Raw genomic sequence first — 19265 nt, forward strand, 5'->3', positions numbered from 1 at the left:
TAAATTCCTTCGGAGGCATCGCTTCATGGAAACATCCGACCTCCTGCGGCTCTACGATGCAGAGATGCGAGGCTGGACGGGTCGACTTTCCCCCGGCTTTCGCACTGAGCGATCCGGTTCGGTCGTGCGGATGGTCGGGCCGGATCGGGAAGCGCGTAGCAATGCCGTGCTTCTGGCGCAGCTCGATGATGACAGCGCCGATGCGGTCATTGCAGGCCAGGTCGCATTTTTCCAGGTGCTCAGGCGCGCTTTCGAGTGGAAATATTACAGCCACGACCAGCCGCCCGATCTTCCCGCGCGCCTTCTAGCCGCCGGGTTCATCCCGCAGGAGGCGGAGACATTCGTTGCGCTTGATGTGGCACAGGAGTTTCCGGCCACGGCTCTTGCCTCCGGAATCACGATCACGCCCATCGACGGCGCCCCTTCCTGCCGGGATATCGCGACGGTGAACGGAGCCGTCTATGGCGACCCGGACCAGGCGAAATGGCTTGCGGAAGCGATTGCGGGGGAAAAGCGGGCAGATCCTGACGGCATCTCCATCTATGCCGCCTATGCGGAGGATCGCCCCGTCAGCATCGGCTGGATGCGCCACAAGCGCGGCGATCCTTTCGGCGGCCTTTTCGGCGGCGCGACCCTCGAGGGCTGGCGCGGCAAGGGCATCTATTCGGCACTCGTCGCGGCAAGGGTGCAGGAAGCCCGCGGCCGCGGCTGCCGTTTCCTGACGGTGGATTGCAGCCCTATGAGCCTCCCGATCCTGGAGCGTCGCGGCTTCCGGGCCCTTTCGGTGATCACGCCCTTCATCTGGTCGCCGGAACCTACCCCGGCACAAGCTTGACAGGAGGGGCTTGCCGAGGAGCGGGTTGAGCGCGACAATATCTTTCATGAAAAGCATTCTCGTCCCCATCGAAGACCACGGCGTCGTCGAGCCCATCCTCGAGACGGCTCTGCTTCTGGGTCAGACCTTCGACAGCTATATCGAAGGCCTGGCCATCACCCCCGATTATCCGGTGGTACTGCCTGTCGACATTGCCATCGGGGTACCCTCGCCCATCACGCCGGAGAACCGCTCCGAGATGGCGAAGTCATGCCGCGAGCGTTTCGAAGCTTTCATGATCAAGAAGCAGATCCCGCGCTCGTCTTCCAGCCTTGCGGGCTTGGGCTTCGGTTGGCGACAGGACGGGCTCATGGAAGACGCCTTCCTGGGAGCCTACGGACGGGTTTTCGATATCAGCGTGCTCGGCCGCCCCGACGGGGTCAATGGCCATACGCGCCTCTCGACCGTCGAAGCGGCCCTGTTCGAGACCGGCCGCCCGGTTCTTATCGCTCCGCCGGACCCCCCGACAACCTTCGGAAACACCGTCGTGATTGCCTGGAACCGCAGCACGGAGACCGCCCGGGCTGTCATGGGCGCCATGCCGCTCCTCGCCAAGGCGCGCCGCACCGTCGTGCTCGAACTCGAGGATTGGGGCGTCCCCGGACCGTCCGCATCGGAGCTGGTCCGGTCCCTGCGGATGAACAACATCGCCGCCGATGCGATCGTTGCCGCAGACCCGTCCAACAAGCCGGGCGAAGCCATTCTGTCCGAGGCGGCCGCCCTGGGCTGCGATCTTCTCGTAAAGGGCGCCTATACGCAGAGCCGTCTACGGCAGATGTTCTTCGGCGGCGCGACGAGCCATATCCTCGCCAACACCACGATCCCCGTCCTGATGGCGCATTGACGGCTTGACCCGAATGCCCCTTCCCGGCGAATGGTCGGGAAGACAAGGATCATCAACCGTGGAAGGCCGCATGATCGCGAATGTCGCCGTCACTCTGGATGAACGCTTCCGCCGCCTTGTCATCCCGACCGCGCGCCTCGAAAAGCTGGCCGAGGGATGCCGCTGGGCGGAAGGCCCGGCGTATTTCCCGGCCGGCCGCTATCTCGTCTGGAGCGATGTGCCCAACGACCGGATGATGCGCTACGACGAAACATCGAATGCGGTCAGCGTCTTCCGTCCCTCATCAGGCTATTCCAACGGCAACACGGTCGACCGTCAGGGTCGTCTCGTCACCTGCGAGCACGGCAACCGGCGCGTCACCCGCACCGAACATGACGGCTCCATCACGGTGATCGCCAGCCATTACGAAGGCCGCCGCCTCAACAGCCCCAATGACGTGGTCGTGAAATCCGACGGTTCGATCTGGTTCACCGATCCCGCCTACGGCATCGATTCCGATTATGAAGGCCACAAGGCCGAGAGCGAGATCGGCGCCTGCCATGTCTACCGCGTCGCCCCGAAGAGCGGCGACGTGGCTCTTATCGCCAACGATTTCGTCCGTCCCAACGGACTTGCCTTCTCTCCGGACGAGACGCGCCTTTACATTGCCGATACGGGTGCAACCCACGTGCCCGACGGCCCGCGCCATATCCGCGTTTTCGATGTCGGCGGCGACGGCCGCCCGGTGGGCGGCAAGGTCTTTGCCACCTGCACAGAGGGCCTTTTCGATGGTTTCAGGCTGGACGAAGCCGGACGCATCTGGACCAGCGCCGGAGACGGAGTCCACTGCTATGAACCCGACGGGACGCTGATCGGCAAGATCCTCGTGCCCGAGATCGTGGCGAATGTGGTTTTCGGCGGCTTGAAACGCAACCGGCTCTATATCTGCGCGACCACATCGCTTTACGCGATCATGCTTCCGGTCAACGGAGCCAAAACCTTTTGACGTCCGGACCTCCCGGACCCACCTATGCCTGGGGCTCAGAGGCGGATTGTGTATCGGGCGCTTGTGAATTGACCTCGCTTCGCTCATGAAGGCCCCTTAAGGACGCTCGGCAACACCGTGTCCGCGATCGCGCGGTCGAACCCTGCTTCAAGAGATTTTCAATGTCTTTTTTCTTCAAGATCCGGCGTGGCCCAGATCGTGGTGTCAAAGGTCCGTGCTGTTCTGCCGGGTGCGGTGACTGCCGATGAGCCGCCCTGCCGCCTCCCAGAAAGTCCGCTCCGGCGCGGTGTTCGGCATAGGCCTGATGCTGCTCGGCGTCTTTCTGTTCGCCATGAACGACGTCATGGGCAAATGGCTCGTTGCCACCTATTCCGTCGGTCAAGTTCTCTTCCTGCGCAGCATCGCGGCGCTGGCGATCCTGCTGCCGCTCATGCGCAAGCAGAAGGTCCCGTTCCGGATTCCGCCGCAACCGGGACTTCACGCCTTGAGGATCACCCTGTCGACCCTCGAGGTCGCCTGCTTCTATTGGGCCGTCACCTACCTGCCGCTGGCCGACGTGATGACCTATTACCTCGCAGGTCCCATCTACGTCGCGGCGTTCGCCGTGTTTCTCCTGGGAGAAAAGCTCGATCCGCCAAGAATCCTCGCCATCGGAGTCGGGTTCATCGGCGTCATCGTCGCGCTGCGCCCTTCGAGCGCGACATTGTCGCTCCCGGCCCTCATCGCTTTGACGGGCAGCGTGTTCTATTCGCTGCTCATGATCACGACCCGCCAGCTTCGGGAGACCCATGACGCCACGCTGGTTCTCGGGCAGATCCTCGGCGCTCTCGTCTTTGGCTGTGTCGCCGCCCCCTTCGCCTGGGTCGCGCCAGGACCGATCGACCTTGCAGCTCTTTTCCTCCTCGGCATCGTGTCCATGGCGGGCCATGCCTGCGTCAACCGCTCGCTGAAACTAGCGCCCGCCTCCGTCGTCGCGCCCTATCAGTATACCCTGATCGTCTGGGCCATCGTGCTCGGCTATCTGTTCTTCGGCGACATCGTGCAGTTCTGGACGCTCGTAGGCGCCGCCGTGATCTGCATCGCCGGGCTCGTGCTTCTACTCCTGGAGCATCAGGCAGCGCGGCGCGGACGGGTCGGGAAGGATATCGAGGCGCCGGTACTGCCGGAAGCATGAGATCGGGCGCGGCAAAAAACACCTTCCACAGGCTCTGCGTCTTATCTTTGAGTCCGGCTTGACACGGCGGGACGCTACAACATCAATGTTCCCATCAACTTGGGGAAACGCATGCGCCTGACATTCAAGATCGCTGCCGCAACGACAGGCCTGCTCATGGCCTCTACGGCCATGGCACAGGACATCAAGATCGCGCTCATCGCCGGAAAGACCGGACCGCTCGAGGCCTACGCCAAGCAGACCGAGGCCGGATTCATGATGGGCCTCGAATATCTCACCAAGGGCTCGATGGCCGTCGGTGGCCGCAAGATCAACGTCATCGTCAAGGACGACCAGCTCAAGGCGGATCTCGCAAAGACTCTGCTTGAGCAGGCCTATAACGACGACAAGGTCGATCTCGCCATCGGCACGACCTCGTCCGCCGCTGCTCTCGCCATGCTTCCCGTAGCCGAGGAGAACGGCAAGGTTCTGATCGTGGAGCCCGCCGTCGCCGACGCGATCACGGGCGAGAAGTGGAACCGCTTCATCTTCCGCACGTCCCGCAACTCGACTCAGGACGCCTATGGCGCGGCCGCCGCCGTTCCCGCGACCGGCGACGTTTCCATCGCGACCCTCGCGCAGGATTACGCCTTCGGGAAGGACGGCGTCGCGGCACTCAAGAGCGCGCTGTCGCAGATCCGCCCGAACGCGAAGGTCGTGTTCGAGGAATACACCCCGCAGAACGCCACCGACTTCACTGCCTCGGCGCAGCGTATCTTCGACGCGCTGAAGGACAAGCCGGGCAAGAAGATCATCGAGATCATCTGGGCCGGCCAGCATCCCCTGCCGAAGATCGCCGACCTGAAGCCCGAGCGTTACGGCATTGAGATCGCACCCGGCGGCAACATCCTGCCCGCCATGCAGATCTACAAGAACTACCCCGGCATGGAAGGCGCGATCTACTACTACTACGCCTTCCCGAAGAACCCGATGAACGATTGGCTCGTCGCCGAGCACCAGAAGCGCTTCGGCACGCCGCCGGACTTCTTCACCGCAGGCGGGTTCGCCGCCGCTTCCGCCGCTCTCACCGCCATCGAGAAGGCGGGCGGCACCGATACCGAGAAGCTGATCAAGGCTATGGAAGGCATGACCTTCGAGACGCCGAAAGGTCCGATGACCTTCCGCAAGGAAGACCATCAGGCGCAGCAGGCCATGTATCACTTCAAGGTCAAGGCCGACGGCAAGGACGCGAACGACCTGCTCGATCTCGTCGACACGATCCCGGCCGACAAGATGCCGATCCCGGTCCGCAACAAGCGCTGACCCTATCGTGTCGCCAACGACAAATGTGCCCGCGCTCGAAACGCGCGGGCTCACCATCCGTTTCGGCGGCCATGTGGCCGTCAACGATGTGTCGTGCCGTTTCACGCCCGGAACGCTGACCGCCATCGTCGGGCCGAACGGGGCAGGCAAGACCACCTATTTCAACCTCATCTCCGGCCAGCTCCGCGCCAGCGCGGGCCGGGTGCTGGTGGAGGGTGAGGATGTCACCGGGCTTGCCCCCTCGGCTCGCACGAAGCGCGGGTTGGGGCGGGCCTTTCAGCTCACCAATCTCTTTCCGAAACTGACCGCGCTGGAGAATGTCCGCCTCGCGGTGCAGAGCCGCGCCGATGCGGGCTGGTCGCTCTTCACGGTCTGGAACAGCCGCCGCGATCTCATCGAGAAGGCCGAGGACATTCTCGACAGGGTGCGCCTTGCCGACAAGCGTCATGTGTCGCCGAGCGCCCTCTCGCACGGCGATCAGAGAAAGCTTGAAGTGGCGTTGCTGATCGCCATGGAGCCCAAGGTCTTCATGTTCGACGAGCCGACCGCCGGCATGAGTGTCGACGAGGTACCGACCGTGCTCGAGCTGATCCACGACATCAAGGAGCGCGGCAATGCGACCGTGCTTCTCGTGGAGCACAAGATGGACGTGGTGCGCTCGCTCGCCGACCGCATCGTGGTGCTCCACAACGGCACATTGGTGGCCGATGGCGAGCCCGCTGCGGTGATCGCCTCGCCCGTAGTACAGGAAGCCTATCTCGGTGTGGAGGTTTCCCATGGCTAGTCCCGAGACTGAGCCTTTGCTCCGGCTCGAAGGGGTGCATACTCATATCGGGCCCTATCACATCCTGCACGGCGTCGATTGCGATGTTCCCGCCGGCGAGCTGACCATGCTGCTCGGCCGCAACGGCGCGGGCAAGACCACGACCCTTCGCACCATCATGGGCCTGTGGCAGGCCTCCTCCGGCAGCATCCGTTTCGACGGGCGCGACATCACCACTCGCTCCACACCTTGCATTGCGCGGGCGGGCATCGCCTATGTGCCGGAATCGATGGGCATCTTCACCGATCTCACGGTGCGCGAGAACATCGTGCTCGCGGCCCGCAGCGGCCCTGTCGACAGCGCCCGGCTCGATTGGATGCTGGGCCTGTTTCCCGCGCTCAAGCGCTTCTGGAACCTGCCTGCGGGCAATCTCTCCGGCGGCCAGAAGCAGATGCTCGCCATCGCTCGCGCCATCGCTGAGCCGCGCCGCCTGCTGCTCGTGGACGAGCCCACGAAGGGCCTCGCGCCCGTCATGGTGCGCAGCATGATCGAAGCCTTCCGCGCCCTGAAGGAAGCGGGCGAGACCATCCTCCTTGTGGAGCAGAATTTCCATGCCGCTTCCTTGCTGGGCGACAACGTGATCGTGATGGATGACGGGCGCATCGTGCACTCGGGCGCCATGCGCGATCTCGTGGCGGATCACGCCCTGCAACAGCGCCTGCTCGGGCTCAGCCTGGACGCCCATCAATGACCGACATCGCCACCACATCCGCCGCCGAACTCCCCCGCGCCAAGATGGACTGGGCGCCGCTCGCTATCGTGCCCGGCCTCGCGCTCATCGCCCTGCCTTTCATCGGCGATGCTTCGTCCTGGGTGACATTGACCGTCGCCGGGCTGGCGATGGGCACGATGATCTTTCTGATGGCGTCGGGCCTGACCCTCGTCTTCGGCCTGATGGATGTCATCAATTTCGGCCATGGCGTCTTCATCTCGCTCGGGGCCTACGCGACCCTGATCGTGCTCGGCCCCCTCGCCGGATGGGCGGAGGCCGATTCCATCGCGCTCAATCTCGGTCTGCTCCTGCTTTGCATTGCCGTCGCCATGGGGCTGACGGCCGTGGTCGGCGCGGTGTTCGAGCGGGTGATCGTACGACCGGTCTATGGCAACCATCTCAAGCAGATCCTGGTCACCATGGGCGGGCTCATCGTCACCGAGCAGGCGATCCATGCCATCTGGGGCGCCTCTCCCATTCCTGTCCCGCTGCCGGAGACGCTTCGCGGCGCCTTCGTGCTCGGCGATATCGTGATGGAGCGTTATCGGGTCTTTGCGGTCGTCATCGGCCTTGCGGTCTTCGCAAGCATGCAGCTTCTGCTCAACCGCACCCGCATCGGCCTCCTCATTCGCGCGGGTGTCGAAAACCCCGAGATGGTCGAGGCGCTCGGCTATCGCATCCGTCGCCTTTTCGTCAGGGTCTTCATCGCAGGCTCGGCGCTCGCCGGCCTCGGCGGCGTCATGTGGGCCTTCTACCGTCAGACGCTGACCGCTGGCATGGGCATGGAGGTGATGGTGCTGGTCTTCATCGTCATCATCATCGGCGGCCTCGGTTCGGTCGGCGGCTGTTTCGTCGGCTCGATCCTTGTCGCCCTGGTCGCCAACTATGTCGGCTTCCTGGCGCCGAAACTGGCGCTGATTTCCAACATCCTCGTGATGGCCCTGGTGCTGATCTGGCGTCCGCAGGGCCTGTTTCCGGTAGCGCGCCGATGACCAGCACCTCCGCCCTGCCCGCTTCCTTCGACAGCACGCACGAAAGCCGTGGCCTCCTGGCCCGGGCCCTGTCCTCGGACACACCGCGCTCGCGGGTTCTGTCGCTCATCCTCCTGGTCATCGTGTTGGGTATCGCCGCCACGCCCTTCCTGTTCTCGGGCAGTCAACCTTTGAGTACGGCGGCGAAGATCTGCGTCTTCATCGTGCTGGTGGCGAGCTACGACCTGCTGCTCGGTTACACGGGCATCGTCTCCTTCGCTCACACCATGTTCTTCGGCATCGGCGGATATGGCATCGCGATTGCGCTCGAGCGGCTGGGACCGACCTGGGGATCGGCGGCCATCGGCATCGTGTCGGCGCTCGCCCTCTCGGCGGTGCTCGCCATCGCCATCGGTCTCCTGTCGCTGCGGGTACGCGCGATCTTCTTCTCGATGATCACGCTTGCGGTCGCTTCCGCCATGGCGGTTCTGGCCTCGCAGATGTCGGCGATCACCGGCGGCGAGGACGGGCTGTCTTTCCAGCTCCCGGCGGAACTGCGCCCCGCCTTTCGCCTTCTGTCGGAGCCGGTTCTGGGTGTTTCCCTGAATGGCCGGCTCGTGGCCTTTTACCTCATCTTCTTCGTCGCGCTCGCCGTGTTCCTTGTGCTCCTGCGCATCGTGAACTCGCCGTTCGGACGCGTGCTGCAGGCGATCCGCGAGAATGAATTCCGCGCCGAGGCCTTGGGGTATCGGGTTGTCGCCTACCGCACGGCCGCCTCCGTCATCTCGGCGCTGGCCGCCACCATCGCCGGAGCGCTCATGGCCCTGTGGCTGCGGTATAACGGGCCTGACACGACTCTCTCCTTCTCGATCATGATCGATATTCTGCTCATGGTCGTGATCGGTGGCATGGGTACCATGTATGGCGCGATCATCGGCGCGACCCTGTTCGTGCTGGCGCAAAGCTATCTGCAGGTGCTGATGGGCGCAGGCAGCGCGGCGCTGGCCGGCATCCCGATCCTGCCCAATCTCATCCATCCGGATCGGTGGCTTTTGTGGCTCGGCGCATTGTTCATCGTCAGCGTCTATGCGTTTCCGGGCGGCATTGTGGGTCATTTGCGTCGCGGCTCTAGCTCTTAAGAGCTTGGCCGAACAAAGACCGCCTGAAATCGTTTTCCCTCAAGCATCGGAGGGATGTTGCGATGAGCCGTGCCTTTGTTCGGGAAACCGATGGTGGAGAGGCCTTCGAGGACCTGCCCGATCGGCCGATCAGTCCTCACCAGAACTTCGTCACGCCGTCGGGCCTCGCCCAGATCGACGCAATGATCGAAGACCTGCGGCATCGTCTCGCGAAGGCCCAGGCGGCGGAAGAGAAGAGCGAGGTGGCGCGCGTGTCCCGCGATCTGCGCTACTGGTCCCACCGCAAATCGACTGCGGACATGATCCCTCCGCCGACGGATTTTTCCCAGGTCCGCTTCGGCTCCCGGGTCACGTTCGAGCGCGACGATGGAAGAACGCAAACCTACCGCATCGTCGGAGAGGATGAAGCCGATCCTGCGAAAGGAAGCATCTCTTATGTTTCGCCTCTGGCGCAGGCCCTCCTCGGCAAGCAGGTCGGCGACGTGATCCCTGTTGCGCAGACGGAGGCCGAGATCACGCGGATCGAGTAGAGGTCTACGATACGCTCGACGCCTTGGGCTTTTCATCCTCCTCCGTATCCTTCAATGAATACACATTGGAGGCGTCGGCCGGCGCGCCCTCCTCACGGAGGTCAGCCGCCAGCGCCGTATCGCGCAGCATGAGGTCGATCTCCTGCTGGACCTGCAGGAAATCGTCCCATTTCGATGTCATGATGAGGGCGTGGATCTCGGCTTTCGGTTTTTCCTCATGCACGTCGCGAAGCCGGACCTGAACCGAACCAGGCTCGATCCTAGGACGTTCCGCAACGATGGTGGAAATCTCCTCCACCTCACGGCGAATGGCGATGCTGTCGGTGGCCCGGAGGCCGACCGTCCTGACATAGGGCATGCGGTCCCGATTGGTCAGGTTGATGATGTTCATGTTCACGAAGGTCGCGTTCGGGATCGTGATGAGCGAACGGTCGAGTCCCCGGATCCGTGTCGAGCGGATACCGATCTCCTGGACGCGGCCCTCGAGATTGCCGAACCGGCAGAGATCCCCCACCCTTACGGGCCGGTCCGCATAGAGGATCAGTCCCCCGATGAAGTTCTCCAACGTCGGCTTGGCGGCGAGCGCGACGGCAAGACCGCCGACACCAAGACCCGCGAGGAGACCCGCCAGAGGAATGCCGAGATAGGATGCGCCATAGACAAGGAGCGCGAGCGCGATGGCGATGCCGGCGATGCGCACGGCTGCCCGAGCGAGGTGCGCATCGATGCTTTCGGAACGGGAAAAGGTCAGATGTCCGGCAAGCGCATTCGCAAGTTTCAGCACCGCCCAGACGAGGGCAATATACGCAATGCCCTGCGCAGTCGCGCCGACGATGTCGTTAACGCGGCCGGTCAGGTTGATCTGGTAATCGGCTACATAGGCGATGAATAGGGCGGTGATCGCGACCATTCCGGGCACCAGGACGGTGGCAGCCAGTGACGTTACCGTGCCACTGCCTCCTCCTGTCGTCCGCACCAGCCGTCGAACGGCGAAAACCGCCAAGGCGGCGAGACCGAGCACGAGAACAAACCCGATCCATTGCCACACGGCTTGCCCGTTAATCTCCGTCCGGAAGGAAGCCGGCAGGGCCTCGATCAGTCTGTACCATTTCGGCGGCAGGAGATGACCCGGCGACTGGCTGAAGAAATCATAGAAGTCTTCCGTGGCGCCGTTCGTGTCGGGCTGGTCGCGGATCAGGCGATAGAAATCGTCGAGCCGCTGCACGGTTTCGCTGGAGAACAGGTACTCGCCCGTTCGCGGCCCCTCCGTAACCCGCGAAATCCGGATCTCGGTGCCCGGAATGCTCCAGCCTGGAATCGTCGGCTTGGCGCCGTCGATCTCGCCTGGGATGGCGCTTGCCTCGGGTAGTGGCAGACGATCCAGGATCTCCTTTAGCAGCAGAGTCGCCTCCAGGCGCCGATGCTCCAGTTCCACGGGCGGAATATCGCGTAGATCAATCGCGCGCGCGGCCCGTGCCAGCAGGGTCTCCGCTTCCCTGACCTTATCCTTGACGCTCTCACTCCAGAACAAACCGGGCGAGGCAGCGTTCTCGCGATAGGCTTCCAGAAGCAATGTCGCGGCGCGCCTCGCATTGTTCCTGAAATCCTCCAGCGTCGTCCGCGGGCTCGATGTTTCGGCGGGTGCGAGAAGCCTGAGGTTGCCCAAAGCCGGCGGCGTCGCGAGGAACTGGAAGGAAACGAACAGGATCACCAGGATCGCGCAGATCAGTGGGATGGCAGCTTCCTGCAGTAACCGTCTCGGTGACATGCTCATCGGAGTATCCTGTTATGCGGCCTGGGACGTGGCCGTCGAGCGAGGGCCGCATTTTTGCCACGCGCCAGCTGGCAAAGCTACTGCCGATAGGGCGCTCAATACCCTAACGTAAATAAGAACAATTTCTCACAAAGGCAATATTAAGGTCACCGAGATCAATTTTTATTTACGGTCTGCATACGGTGCATATCTGAAGGACACCGTTCATTACAAAGAAGTAATAATACCCACTATTTACGATTTCAACGATTTCAAGCACAATTACTTTTGGTCTTTCTCACCTTCCAACCTAGGAATATCACCCATATTTGAATCCAAGGCCTTTTCGGAAGGTAAGTCCACGGTCGGTGAGCGGCATCAGCCGCAAGCTCATCGGCGCACCAGGAGAGGATGCCATGAATGATACAGAGGTCGATATCGTTGCGGCGGAGCTCGCCAAGATCGGCGGAACGTCCTGGTATCCCGGGCGAGAGAACGGCCCCATTCTCCGAGTCGTGACGGAACGTTACCGTGATCGCGCCCGCGCTGCCATTGCGGCCCTCGACCGCTACCGGGCTACTCAAGAAAACTCCCCTGGATCCGATAGTCCTGGCGAAGATAAGAGCAATCGCGATGCGACCTCCGCCGCCCTGGTCGGCCAATTCAAGCCCGGCATGACAGTTGTCTACCGCCCGCCCGGGGATCGGCGTGCCTACTCCTGCACGATCGAGAAGGTCACAAATGACTTCGTTTATCTGGTTCCTAAGGCCAAAAACAGAGTCGGGTGGGTTCCGGCATCCGAGATGCGGGCAAATCCGTCCTTCGTGAAAGACCTGCAGAGCGAGGAAGAGATACGCAACAGAACCAAGTCGGATCACTGATAAATCGCCGGCCTGAAACCGGCGCGATGGGGGAGCCTTTTTTCTGCATCCCCGTACGCCCCCCTCGCACCTGCCGCAGCTCGTCCAGCTCATGTGGACCGCGCATAGGTCATATGTGCTGACCTATATGCCGCAGCGCAACAAAATGCGTCTATATTATCCTATGAGCACCAACGATGCTCGGACCTTTTTTGAAAACGACAGAGTAGAAAATGATCATCGTGACCATCCTCCGTTTCGCCGCCGCTGTCATTGCCGATACGCGCGCGTTGCAACGCACAATCCGGCAGCGCTATCCCTTCCTCGCCGAGTAAGTTCGCGCCGGTAAGGGCCATCTCCATAGGATGTCAGGTCTGATTGCGACATTTTTCATGCTTCGCCATCGGCTTTGTCCCGAAAGGATCAGGAATCCACGCGATTTCTGCCCTCTAGTTCCACGAGCAGCCCACTGTGGTCGAGATCGCCTGCATTCTCGATGAGCCCGCGAAACAGATCCGCGGTAAGTTCGGTATAGGGTGTCGCGTGCATGTCGAGCCGCTTCGCAGCATCGATCGCATTGTCGAGATCCTTCAGATGCGTCACTGATCGCCCCTTGGTGACGAAATCCCGGTCGACCATCCGTTGTCCATGAAGTTCAAGGATGCGGCTCTCGGCGAAACCTCCGCGCAGAGCCTCCCGCACCTTGGCGGGATCTGCTCCACCGCGCTGCGCAAACAGAAGAGCTTCCGCCACGGCGCCGATCGTCACGCCGACGATGATCTGGTTGGCAAGCTTTGCGAGCTGGCCCGCCCCACGGGGGCCGACATGGACGGGGCGCCCCATCACGCGCAGAACGGCTTCGACCCGGGCGTAAACATCGGCATCGCCGCCGGCCATGATCGCGAGCGTCCCCTGCTCTGCTCCCACCGTTCCCCCGGAGACCGGAGCGTCGATATGGTAGACGCCGCGTTCCTGAAGCCGCCTTGCATGCTCCTGTGCCTCGGCGGGTTTGATGGAACTCATATCAACCACGATGCTGCCGGCGCGCAATGCCTCCGCAACGCCTTGCCGGAACATAACGTCGGTGACGATGGCGCCGTTCTCCAGCATGAGGATGACGATATCGGCATCGCGCACGGCATCGGCAGCCCGATCGGCGACGCGGGCTCCGAAGGGCGCGAGTGCGTCGGCCTTTTCGCGTGAGCGGTTCCAGGCGACGAGCGCGTAGCCTGCGTCGAGCAGACGCTTGGCTTGACGCGAGCCCATGAGGCCTATGCCCAGGAACGCGACTGTGCTTGTTCCAGCTTCCATGTGAGATTGCTCCTCGCCGGCCTGCTCCTGCGCAGGCCGCCGTCAAATCTGGGACTTTCGGTCCGTCGAAGCCTTATGCCGCCGCCGAAGAGGGCTTGAGGCGAACCAGCCGGCCCAATGCCGCACCGATGAGAGGCCAGAAGGCCAGTACCATTCCCAGCGTGATCAAGGTGCCGACGAGGCCGTTCGACCAGAAGATCGAGAGTGAGCCCTTGGACATGATCATCGACTGCCGGAACGCATCCTCCGCCTTGTCGCCGAGGACCATCGCCAGAACGAGCGGGGCGATGGGATAATCGAGTTTCTTGAAGATATATCCCGCGACGCCGAAGGCCAGGGCGAGCCACAGGTCGAACGGACGACCCGCGACCGTATAGGCGCCGATGAAGCATACCACGACGATGACCGGCCCGATGATGGCGAACGGAATGCGCAGAATGGAGGCGAAGATCGGGATCGTGGTCAGCACCACGAGCACGGCGACGATGTTGCCGAGATACATGCTGGCGATCAGCCCCCAGACGAAGTCGGGACGCTCGATGAACAGCATGGGTCCGGGATTGAGGCCCCAGATCATCAGTCCGCCCATCATGACCGCGGCGGTCGCCGATCCCGGCACGCCAAGGGCGAGCATCGGCAGAATGGCGCTGCTTCCGGCGGCATGGTCCGCCGTCTCAGGCGCGACCACGCCTTCCGGCTCGCCCTTGCCGAATGCGTCCTTGCGGCGGGAGAGACGCTTGGCGAGACCGTAGCTCATGAAGGAAGCCGCCGTAGGCCCGCCCGGCGTGATCCCCATCCAGCACCCGATCGCGCTGCTACGCAGGAGCGCGAGCCAGTATCGTGGCATCTTCGCAATGGTTGTGACGACATCGCGCGGTGTCACCCGCGCCCTGATGCCGTCGAACCGAAGGCCTTCCTCCATGGTGAGCACCAGCTCTCCGATGCCGAAGAGACCGATCACCGCGATGAGAAAGCTGATGCCGGCCAGAAGCTCGTTGAAGCCGTAGGTCAGGCGCAGGCCGCCGGAGATCGTATCCATGCCCACGGCAGCGAAGGCGAAACCCAGGCTCATCGATACCACGGTCTTGAAGGGAGAGGTCCCACCGAGCCCGACGAAGCTGGCAAAGGCAAGGAAGTAGACGGCGAAATATTCCGGGGAGCTGAACCGGAGCGCGAAATTCGCAACCCAGCTGGACAGAACCGTGATCAGGATCACGCCGACGAGCGCCCCGAAGCCGGCTGACAGGAAGGCCAGCGTCAATGCCTGCGCCGCCTGCCCCTGTTTAGCCATGGGGTAGCCGTCGAACGTGGTTGCGACCGAGGACGGTTCGCCGGGGATGTTGAAGAGGATCGATGTGGTCGACCCTCCGAACAAGGCGCCCCAATACATGCTCGTGAGAAGAATGATGGCCGAGACCGGATCCATCGTGAAGGTCAACGGCAGCAGCAGCGACACGCCGTTCGGTGCGCCGAGGCCGGGAAGAACGCCCACGAGGATCCCGAGCAGCACGCCGACGATCATCAGCGCGACATGGTAAGTCGTCAGCGCGACACCGAAACCGTGCATGAGCGATGCGAAATTTTCCACGGCCTGTCTCCCGTCAAGCGGTTGGAATTCAGTAGAGGCCCAATGCAGCCTCGAGCGGCCCTTTCAGGAGAGGAACCTGAAACGCGATTTCGAGAACGACATAGAAGAAGATCGCCGCCGCGACTCCCGCAAGTGCGGAAATCACGAGCCGGTATCCGCCCTGCAGCCACATGACGAAGGTGAGATAGAGAGCCGTCGCCACGTAAAGACCGAGGACGACGGAGGCCACGACAAAAAGTACAACCGGTCCGAAGAACGATGCCACCCGCGCGGCCTGCGCCCGATCGAGAAAAACCGCCTGCAAGCCGGCCCGGCCGAGAACCGTCTGGGCCAGGGTGCCGATGCTCGCGGCCATGATCAAAAGCCCGATATAGAATGGGAAGGTTCCGGGTTCGGGACCGGCCGTGCCCCAGCCGATTCCGTATTCAAGGGACCCGACAACTGCGGTGAGTCCCAAACCCGCTGTCACGACCGCTGTCGTGATCTCCGCCGAAAAACGAGAAATCATGGCGTCATCATCCAGTCTGCCGCAGGATCGGACTTGCCGGCGCAGACCAAGCTGCGCCGGCTTTCGGCTCAGCGCAAGTTATTGGACGACCCAGCCCTCCCGCTCGAAGACCTTCTTATTCTTGGCATCGTCCTTGGCGATGAAATCCTTCAGCTCTGCGCCGGCGAGGAACCGGCTGGTCTGCGATGTGCGCTCGACATACTCCTTCCATTCCGGAGTCTCGCTGACCTTCTTGAGAAGATCGGCATAGAACGCGACGGCCTCAGGAGATACGCCGCCCGGCAGCCAGACGGTCCGCGGCATCTGGAATTGATCGACCGGAACTCCCGCCTCCTTGCAGGTGGGGATGTCCGACCAGCCCATCGTCGTGGTCACCTTGGGGCCTTCCGGCAGCCGGATCGGGCTGAACACGCACAGGGGCGTCACCATACCGGCTTTCCACTGACCGACATTCTCGTTGGGATTGTTGGTGTTCGAGTCGATATGGGCACCGGCCAGTTGAACGGCTGCCGTTCCGCCGCCCTGGAAGGGAACGTAGATGAATTTCGTTCCCGTCGCATCCTCGATCAGGCTCGTGAGTGTCTGATCGGTGTCCTTGGATTGGCTGCCGCCCATCTTCAACGTTTCGGGCTTCGCCTTGGCGGCTTCGATATAGCTCTTCGCGTCCTTGTAAGGTGAGTTGGCGTTGACCCAGAGCAGGAACTCGTCGAGCGCCATGGCGGCGACAGGTGTGAGATCGTCCGGCTTGTAGGCCAGCTTGGCGACGTAAGGCAGCAGATATTCGTTATTGGTGCCGAAGGTAAGCTTGTGAGGATCACCTGCGGCGACCTTGGCATAGACATAGCCCTCTGCTCCGCTGCCGCCGCCTTTGTTGGTGACGACCACCGACTGGTCCATCAGCTTGTGCTTCGCGATGATGGATTGCACGACGCGGGCGAAGTTGTCGGTGCCACCGCCGGGACTGGAGGTAACGACGAACTCGACCGGCTTGGCGGGCTTCCACTCGGCATGAGCCGCGCTACCGAGCGCTGCCGTGAGTGCCGTTGCAAGCAACCATGACATTTTCTTCAGCATCTTCTTCTTCCTCCCTTTGAGATTTCCCGGCCGATGGCGTCGGAGCGGAAACTTGGAATTTTAAAGAGCAGAGATTTAATAAGCAGAGAGAGAGCGGACGGCCTCCTATGCGGCCTTGCCTTCGGCAGCGCGCTTGGCGCGCACTTCTGCGCCCATGCGGATTGCGAGCGATAGCGCCTCGCGGCTTGCACCGAGATTGGCAATACCGCGGCCGGCGATTTCATAGGCTGTCCCGTGAGCGGGCGTGCAGATCGGGAATGGGAAGCCGCCGATCAAGGTGACACCGCGATCGAAGCCCATCAGCTTCATCGCGATCTGTCCCTGGTCGTGATACATCGTCAGAACGGCATCGAAGTAGCCGTTCTTGGCGCGCAGGAAGACCGTATCTGACGGGAACGGCCCTTCCGCCGCCAACCCTTGGGCGATGGCCTGCTGCACGGCAGGCTCGATGACATCGATTTCCTCGCGGCCAAAATTGCCGCCGTCACCTGCATGAGGATTGAGCCCGGCGACCGCGATCCGCGGCCGCGCGAAACCGGCTGCGCGCATGCAACGATCGGCAAGGGTCAAGGCTCTGAGGATCGCGGTCTCGGAAATGGCGGAGGCGACCTGCGACAGGGGAATATGTGAGGTGACACGGGCATTCCAGAGATTGCCGAGCACATTGAATTCGCTCGCCGCGCCGGAGGTCTTGAGGACATCCCGCACGAAGCGGATTTCGTCGTCGTAGCCATCATAGGCCAGGCGCATGGCCTTCTTGTTGAAGGGCGTGAAGAAGACGGCGTCCGCGCGTCCGGCATCGGCCAGAAGCAGCGCCTGACGGAAGTTTTCCGTCGCGAAGAGACCGCCCGCGAGCGTTGCGGTCGCCGGAGTGACCTGCTCGAGGCTGAGATTCCTGAGATCGACGAAAATCGGACGGATGGAATCGTCAGGGATCGATTCCCCATGCGAGATCACATCCACATCAGCCGTGACGCCGGCCACGCGGGCTCCCTCAGTGAAGATGCGATGATCGCCGAAGAGCACCAGTTGCGCCCCGGCGTGGATATCCCTGGAAGCGACAAGCTTCGCGGCGATCTCCGGACTGATTCCGGCCGGGTCCCCCATGGCAAATGCGATCGTGGATCGTTCCGATCCCGTCGAAGAACTAGCGCTCACAGCAACCTCGTCATGAGATAAGGCCTAGACCCTAACAGTGCCAGAATTTGCACGCAAGTATGCTGCATACAGAATTTTGTTTGCCAGAGTTCAGGGTCACGATATAAAAGATGCGCATTGAGCCATTAGGTTTTATGGACGGGCAGAATCTGAACCATGGATCACCAGATGAGACCTGAGGGACCAAGCCCGTTGGGAACAGACCTTGAAGATCGCGGGCCTATTGCACGGCCGAGCCTCCACGATGCCATTGTGACGCGGGTGCGCGACATGATCATCGAAGGGCATCTCGCTCCCGGCTCCCGGATTCACGAAGGCAATCTGGGCAATGAACTCGGCGTGTCCCGCACGCCCTTGAGGGAGGCGCTCAAGTTCCTTGCCAGCGAAGGCCTCGTGGAACTGTCGCCCGGCCGGGGTGCCGTGGTCCGGCAGTTCAGCCCGAAGGATGTCCATGACAGTCTGGTCGTGCTCGGGGACCTTGAAGGGCTTGCCGGCCGCCTCGCCTGCGAGCACGCGACGGATGCCGAAATAAAGGAAGTGCGGGATCTGCACGACCGCATGATGGAAATGTATGCCAGCAGGGACCGGCTGCCCTACTTCAAGCTGAACCAGAACATCCACTCGGCGATCCTGCGCCTCTCGAAGAACGAGGCGTTGGCCTATGTCCATGGCATCCTGCAGGCCCGCCTCCGGCGCATCCGCTACATCGGCAACGAAGGCCCCGAGAAATGGGCAGGCGCCGTGGCTGACCACGAGGAGATCATCTCCGCTCTCGAGGCACGCGATGCGGAGCGCCTTTCGAGAGTGCTGAACGCACATATGGAACGAACCTGGGAGCGGGTCAGGAACGCCATTTAGAGACGCAGGAGAAGCGCCCGTCACGGGTGCTTCCCTGGCCATCATTCAAGTCTCAGCAATCACCACGGATTCACGGGAAAGGAGGCGGATGTGAGTGAGGAAGCCCGGCTTCGGGAGGAAATCTGCCGCTTCGGCCGCTCGCTTTTCGAGCGCGGCCTGACGGCCGGATCGTCCGGCAATATCTCGATCCGGTTGAACGATGGGGGATGGATCGCAACGCCGACGAACGTCTCTCTCGGCTTCCTCGATCCCGCCCGCTTGAGCCGCCTCGATGCCGATGGCCGACTGGTCTCGGGGGACGAGCCGACGAAGGAGCTGCCGCTTCACACCGCGCTCTACGAAACTCGCTCCGATGCGGGAGCGATCGTGCATCTGCATTCCACGCATTCAGTGGCCGTCTCGATGCTGCCGGATGTAGACCCGGCCAACGCCCTCCCCCCGATGACCGCCTATTATGTGATGCGCGTCGGGCGGACAGCCCTTGTCCCTTACTACAGGCCGGGAGACCCGGCCGTTGCGGACGCGATCCGCGGCCTTGCCGGACGATACACCTCCGTGCTTCTCGCCAATCATGGTCCGGTCGTCGCCGCCAGGAGCCTGGAGGCTGCGGTCTATGCGACCGAGGAGCTAGAGGAGACGGCGAAGTTGCGCCTTCTCCTGCACGGCCTGAATCCACGTCTCCTCACGCGCGCCCAAGTCCGCGATCTTGTGACCCATTTCGGTCTTGATGAGGCGATTGCCGAGGAAATGCCGGAAACCTGCTCCCATCCCCATCACCATTCCCACAAAAGCGAGTGATGC

At 62.4% G+C, this 19265-nt stretch carries 18 protein-coding genes and 1 pseudogene; 13 read left to right on the forward strand and 6 right to left on the reverse strand.

From position 1 onward, the window contains the following. The first annotated feature begins 25 nt into the window (after positions 1–25). The 10 genes from AB4Y97_RS10285 (at position 26) to greA (ending at position 9354) form a co-directional block, all read left to right on the forward strand. The gene (locus AB4Y97_RS10285; RefSeq protein WP_441998945.1) at positions 26–835 is read left to right on the forward strand and encodes a GNAT family N-acetyltransferase; all 810 of its coding nucleotides are present in this window, start codon (positions 26–28) and stop codon (positions 833–835) included. A 46-nt stretch (positions 836–881) separates the two neighbouring features. After that, positions 882–1718 carry a universal stress protein gene (locus AB4Y97_RS10290; RefSeq protein WP_441998946.1) on the forward strand — a complete coding sequence of 279 codons (837 nt, stop codon included), beginning with the start codon at positions 882–884 and terminating at the stop codon, positions 1716–1718. A 70-nt stretch (positions 1719–1788) separates the two neighbouring features. Beyond that, the gene (locus AB4Y97_RS10295) at positions 1789–2703 is read left to right on the forward strand and encodes an SMP-30/gluconolactonase/LRE family protein (protein ID WP_441998947.1); all 915 of its coding nucleotides are present in this window, start codon (positions 1789–1791) and stop codon (positions 2701–2703) included. A 244-nt stretch (positions 2704–2947) separates the two neighbouring features. Further along, a complete protein-coding gene (locus tag AB4Y97_RS10300) occupies positions 2948–3877 on the forward strand; it encodes a DMT family transporter (protein ID WP_441998948.1) in 930 nt (309 codons plus the stop codon). A 111-nt stretch (positions 3878–3988) separates the two neighbouring features. Beyond that, positions 3989–5179 carry a substrate-binding domain-containing protein gene (locus tag AB4Y97_RS10305; protein WP_441998949.1) on the forward strand — a complete coding sequence of 397 codons (1191 nt, stop codon included), beginning with the start codon at positions 3989–3991 and terminating at the stop codon, positions 5177–5179. A gap of 25 nt (positions 5180–5204) precedes the next feature. Next, a complete protein-coding gene (locus tag AB4Y97_RS10310; RefSeq protein WP_441999052.1) occupies positions 5205–5963 on the forward strand; it encodes an ABC transporter ATP-binding protein in 759 nt (252 codons plus the stop codon). Next, positions 5956–6693, forward strand: coding sequence for an ABC transporter ATP-binding protein (locus AB4Y97_RS10315; protein WP_441998950.1), 738 nt, complete (start codon positions 5956–5958; stop codon positions 6691–6693). Before AB4Y97_RS10310 ends, AB4Y97_RS10315 begins: the two co-directional genes overlap by 8 nt. After that, on the forward strand, positions 6690–7706 hold the full coding sequence (locus AB4Y97_RS10320) for a branched-chain amino acid ABC transporter permease (protein WP_441998951.1): 1017 nt from the start codon (positions 6690–6692) through the stop codon (positions 7704–7706). Before AB4Y97_RS10315 ends, AB4Y97_RS10320 begins: the two co-directional genes overlap by 4 nt. Next, complete coding sequence (locus AB4Y97_RS10325; protein WP_441998952.1) at positions 7703–8824, forward strand: branched-chain amino acid ABC transporter permease; 1122 nt, start codon at positions 7703–7705, stop codon at positions 8822–8824. The genes AB4Y97_RS10320 and AB4Y97_RS10325 overlap by 4 nt, the downstream gene beginning before the upstream one ends. 62 nt (positions 8825–8886) lie before the next feature. Then, positions 8887–9354 carry a transcription elongation factor GreA gene (gene greA / locus AB4Y97_RS10330; protein WP_441998953.1) on the forward strand — a complete coding sequence of 156 codons (468 nt, stop codon included), beginning with the start codon at positions 8887–8889 and terminating at the stop codon, positions 9352–9354. A gap of 4 nt (positions 9355–9358) precedes the next feature. Here the strand turns inward: greA and AB4Y97_RS10335 are convergent, their stop codons facing one another. Beyond that, entirely contained in the window at positions 9359–11128 is a 1770-nt protein-coding gene (locus AB4Y97_RS10335; RefSeq protein ID WP_441998954.1) for a mechanosensitive ion channel family protein, read from the reverse strand. Positions 11129–11523: 395 nt separating this feature from the next. On the opposite strand from AB4Y97_RS10335, the gene AB4Y97_RS10340 reads away from it, so the two are divergent. Further along, positions 11524–11988 (forward strand): hypothetical protein, encoded by a 465-nt coding sequence (locus AB4Y97_RS10340; protein WP_441998955.1) that lies wholly within the window; start codon positions 11524–11526, stop codon positions 11986–11988. A gap of 402 nt (positions 11989–12390) precedes the next feature. On the opposite strand, the pseudogene AB4Y97_RS10345 reads toward AB4Y97_RS10340, so the two are convergent. From AB4Y97_RS10345 to AB4Y97_RS10365, 5 genes and pseudogenes are all read right to left on the reverse strand, one after another. Next, positions 12391–13281 (reverse strand): annotated as a pseudogene (locus AB4Y97_RS10345) (NAD(P)-dependent oxidoreductase); the annotation flags it as partial. 70 nt (positions 13282–13351) lie between these two features. After that, entirely contained in the window at positions 13352–14866 is a 1515-nt protein-coding gene (locus AB4Y97_RS10350; RefSeq protein WP_441998956.1) for a tripartite tricarboxylate transporter permease, read from the reverse strand. Between the two features lie 28 nt (positions 14867–14894). Next, positions 14895–15374 carry a tripartite tricarboxylate transporter TctB family protein gene (locus AB4Y97_RS10355; RefSeq protein ID WP_441998957.1) on the reverse strand — a complete coding sequence of 160 codons (480 nt, stop codon included), beginning with the start codon at positions 15372–15374 and terminating at the stop codon, positions 14895–14897. Positions 15375–15452: 78 nt separating this feature from the next. Then, positions 15453–16448, reverse strand: a complete 996-nt coding sequence (locus AB4Y97_RS10360) for a Bug family tripartite tricarboxylate transporter substrate binding protein (RefSeq protein WP_441998958.1) — start codon at positions 16446–16448, stop codon at positions 15453–15455. Positions 16449–16553: 105 nt separating this feature from the next. Next, positions 16554–17555, reverse strand: a complete 1002-nt coding sequence (locus AB4Y97_RS10365) for a 4-hydroxythreonine-4-phosphate dehydrogenase PdxA (RefSeq protein ID WP_441999053.1) — start codon at positions 17553–17555, stop codon at positions 16554–16556. 219 nt (positions 17556–17774) lie between these two features. On the opposite strand from AB4Y97_RS10365, the gene AB4Y97_RS10370 reads away from it, so the two are divergent. Then, positions 17775–18464, forward strand: a complete 690-nt coding sequence (locus tag AB4Y97_RS10370; RefSeq protein ID WP_441998959.1) for a GntR family transcriptional regulator — start codon at positions 17775–17777, stop codon at positions 18462–18464. Positions 18465–18554: 90 nt separating this feature from the next. Next, entirely contained in the window at positions 18555–19262 is a 708-nt protein-coding gene (gene otnC / locus AB4Y97_RS10375) for a 3-oxo-tetronate 4-phosphate decarboxylase (protein ID WP_441998960.1), read from the forward strand. Positions 19263–19265: the final 3 nt, after the last annotated feature.

This window comes from Microvirga sp. 2TAF3, from assembly GCF_052114965.1.
Lineage (GTDB): Bacteria > Pseudomonadota > Alphaproteobacteria > Rhizobiales > Beijerinckiaceae > Microvirga.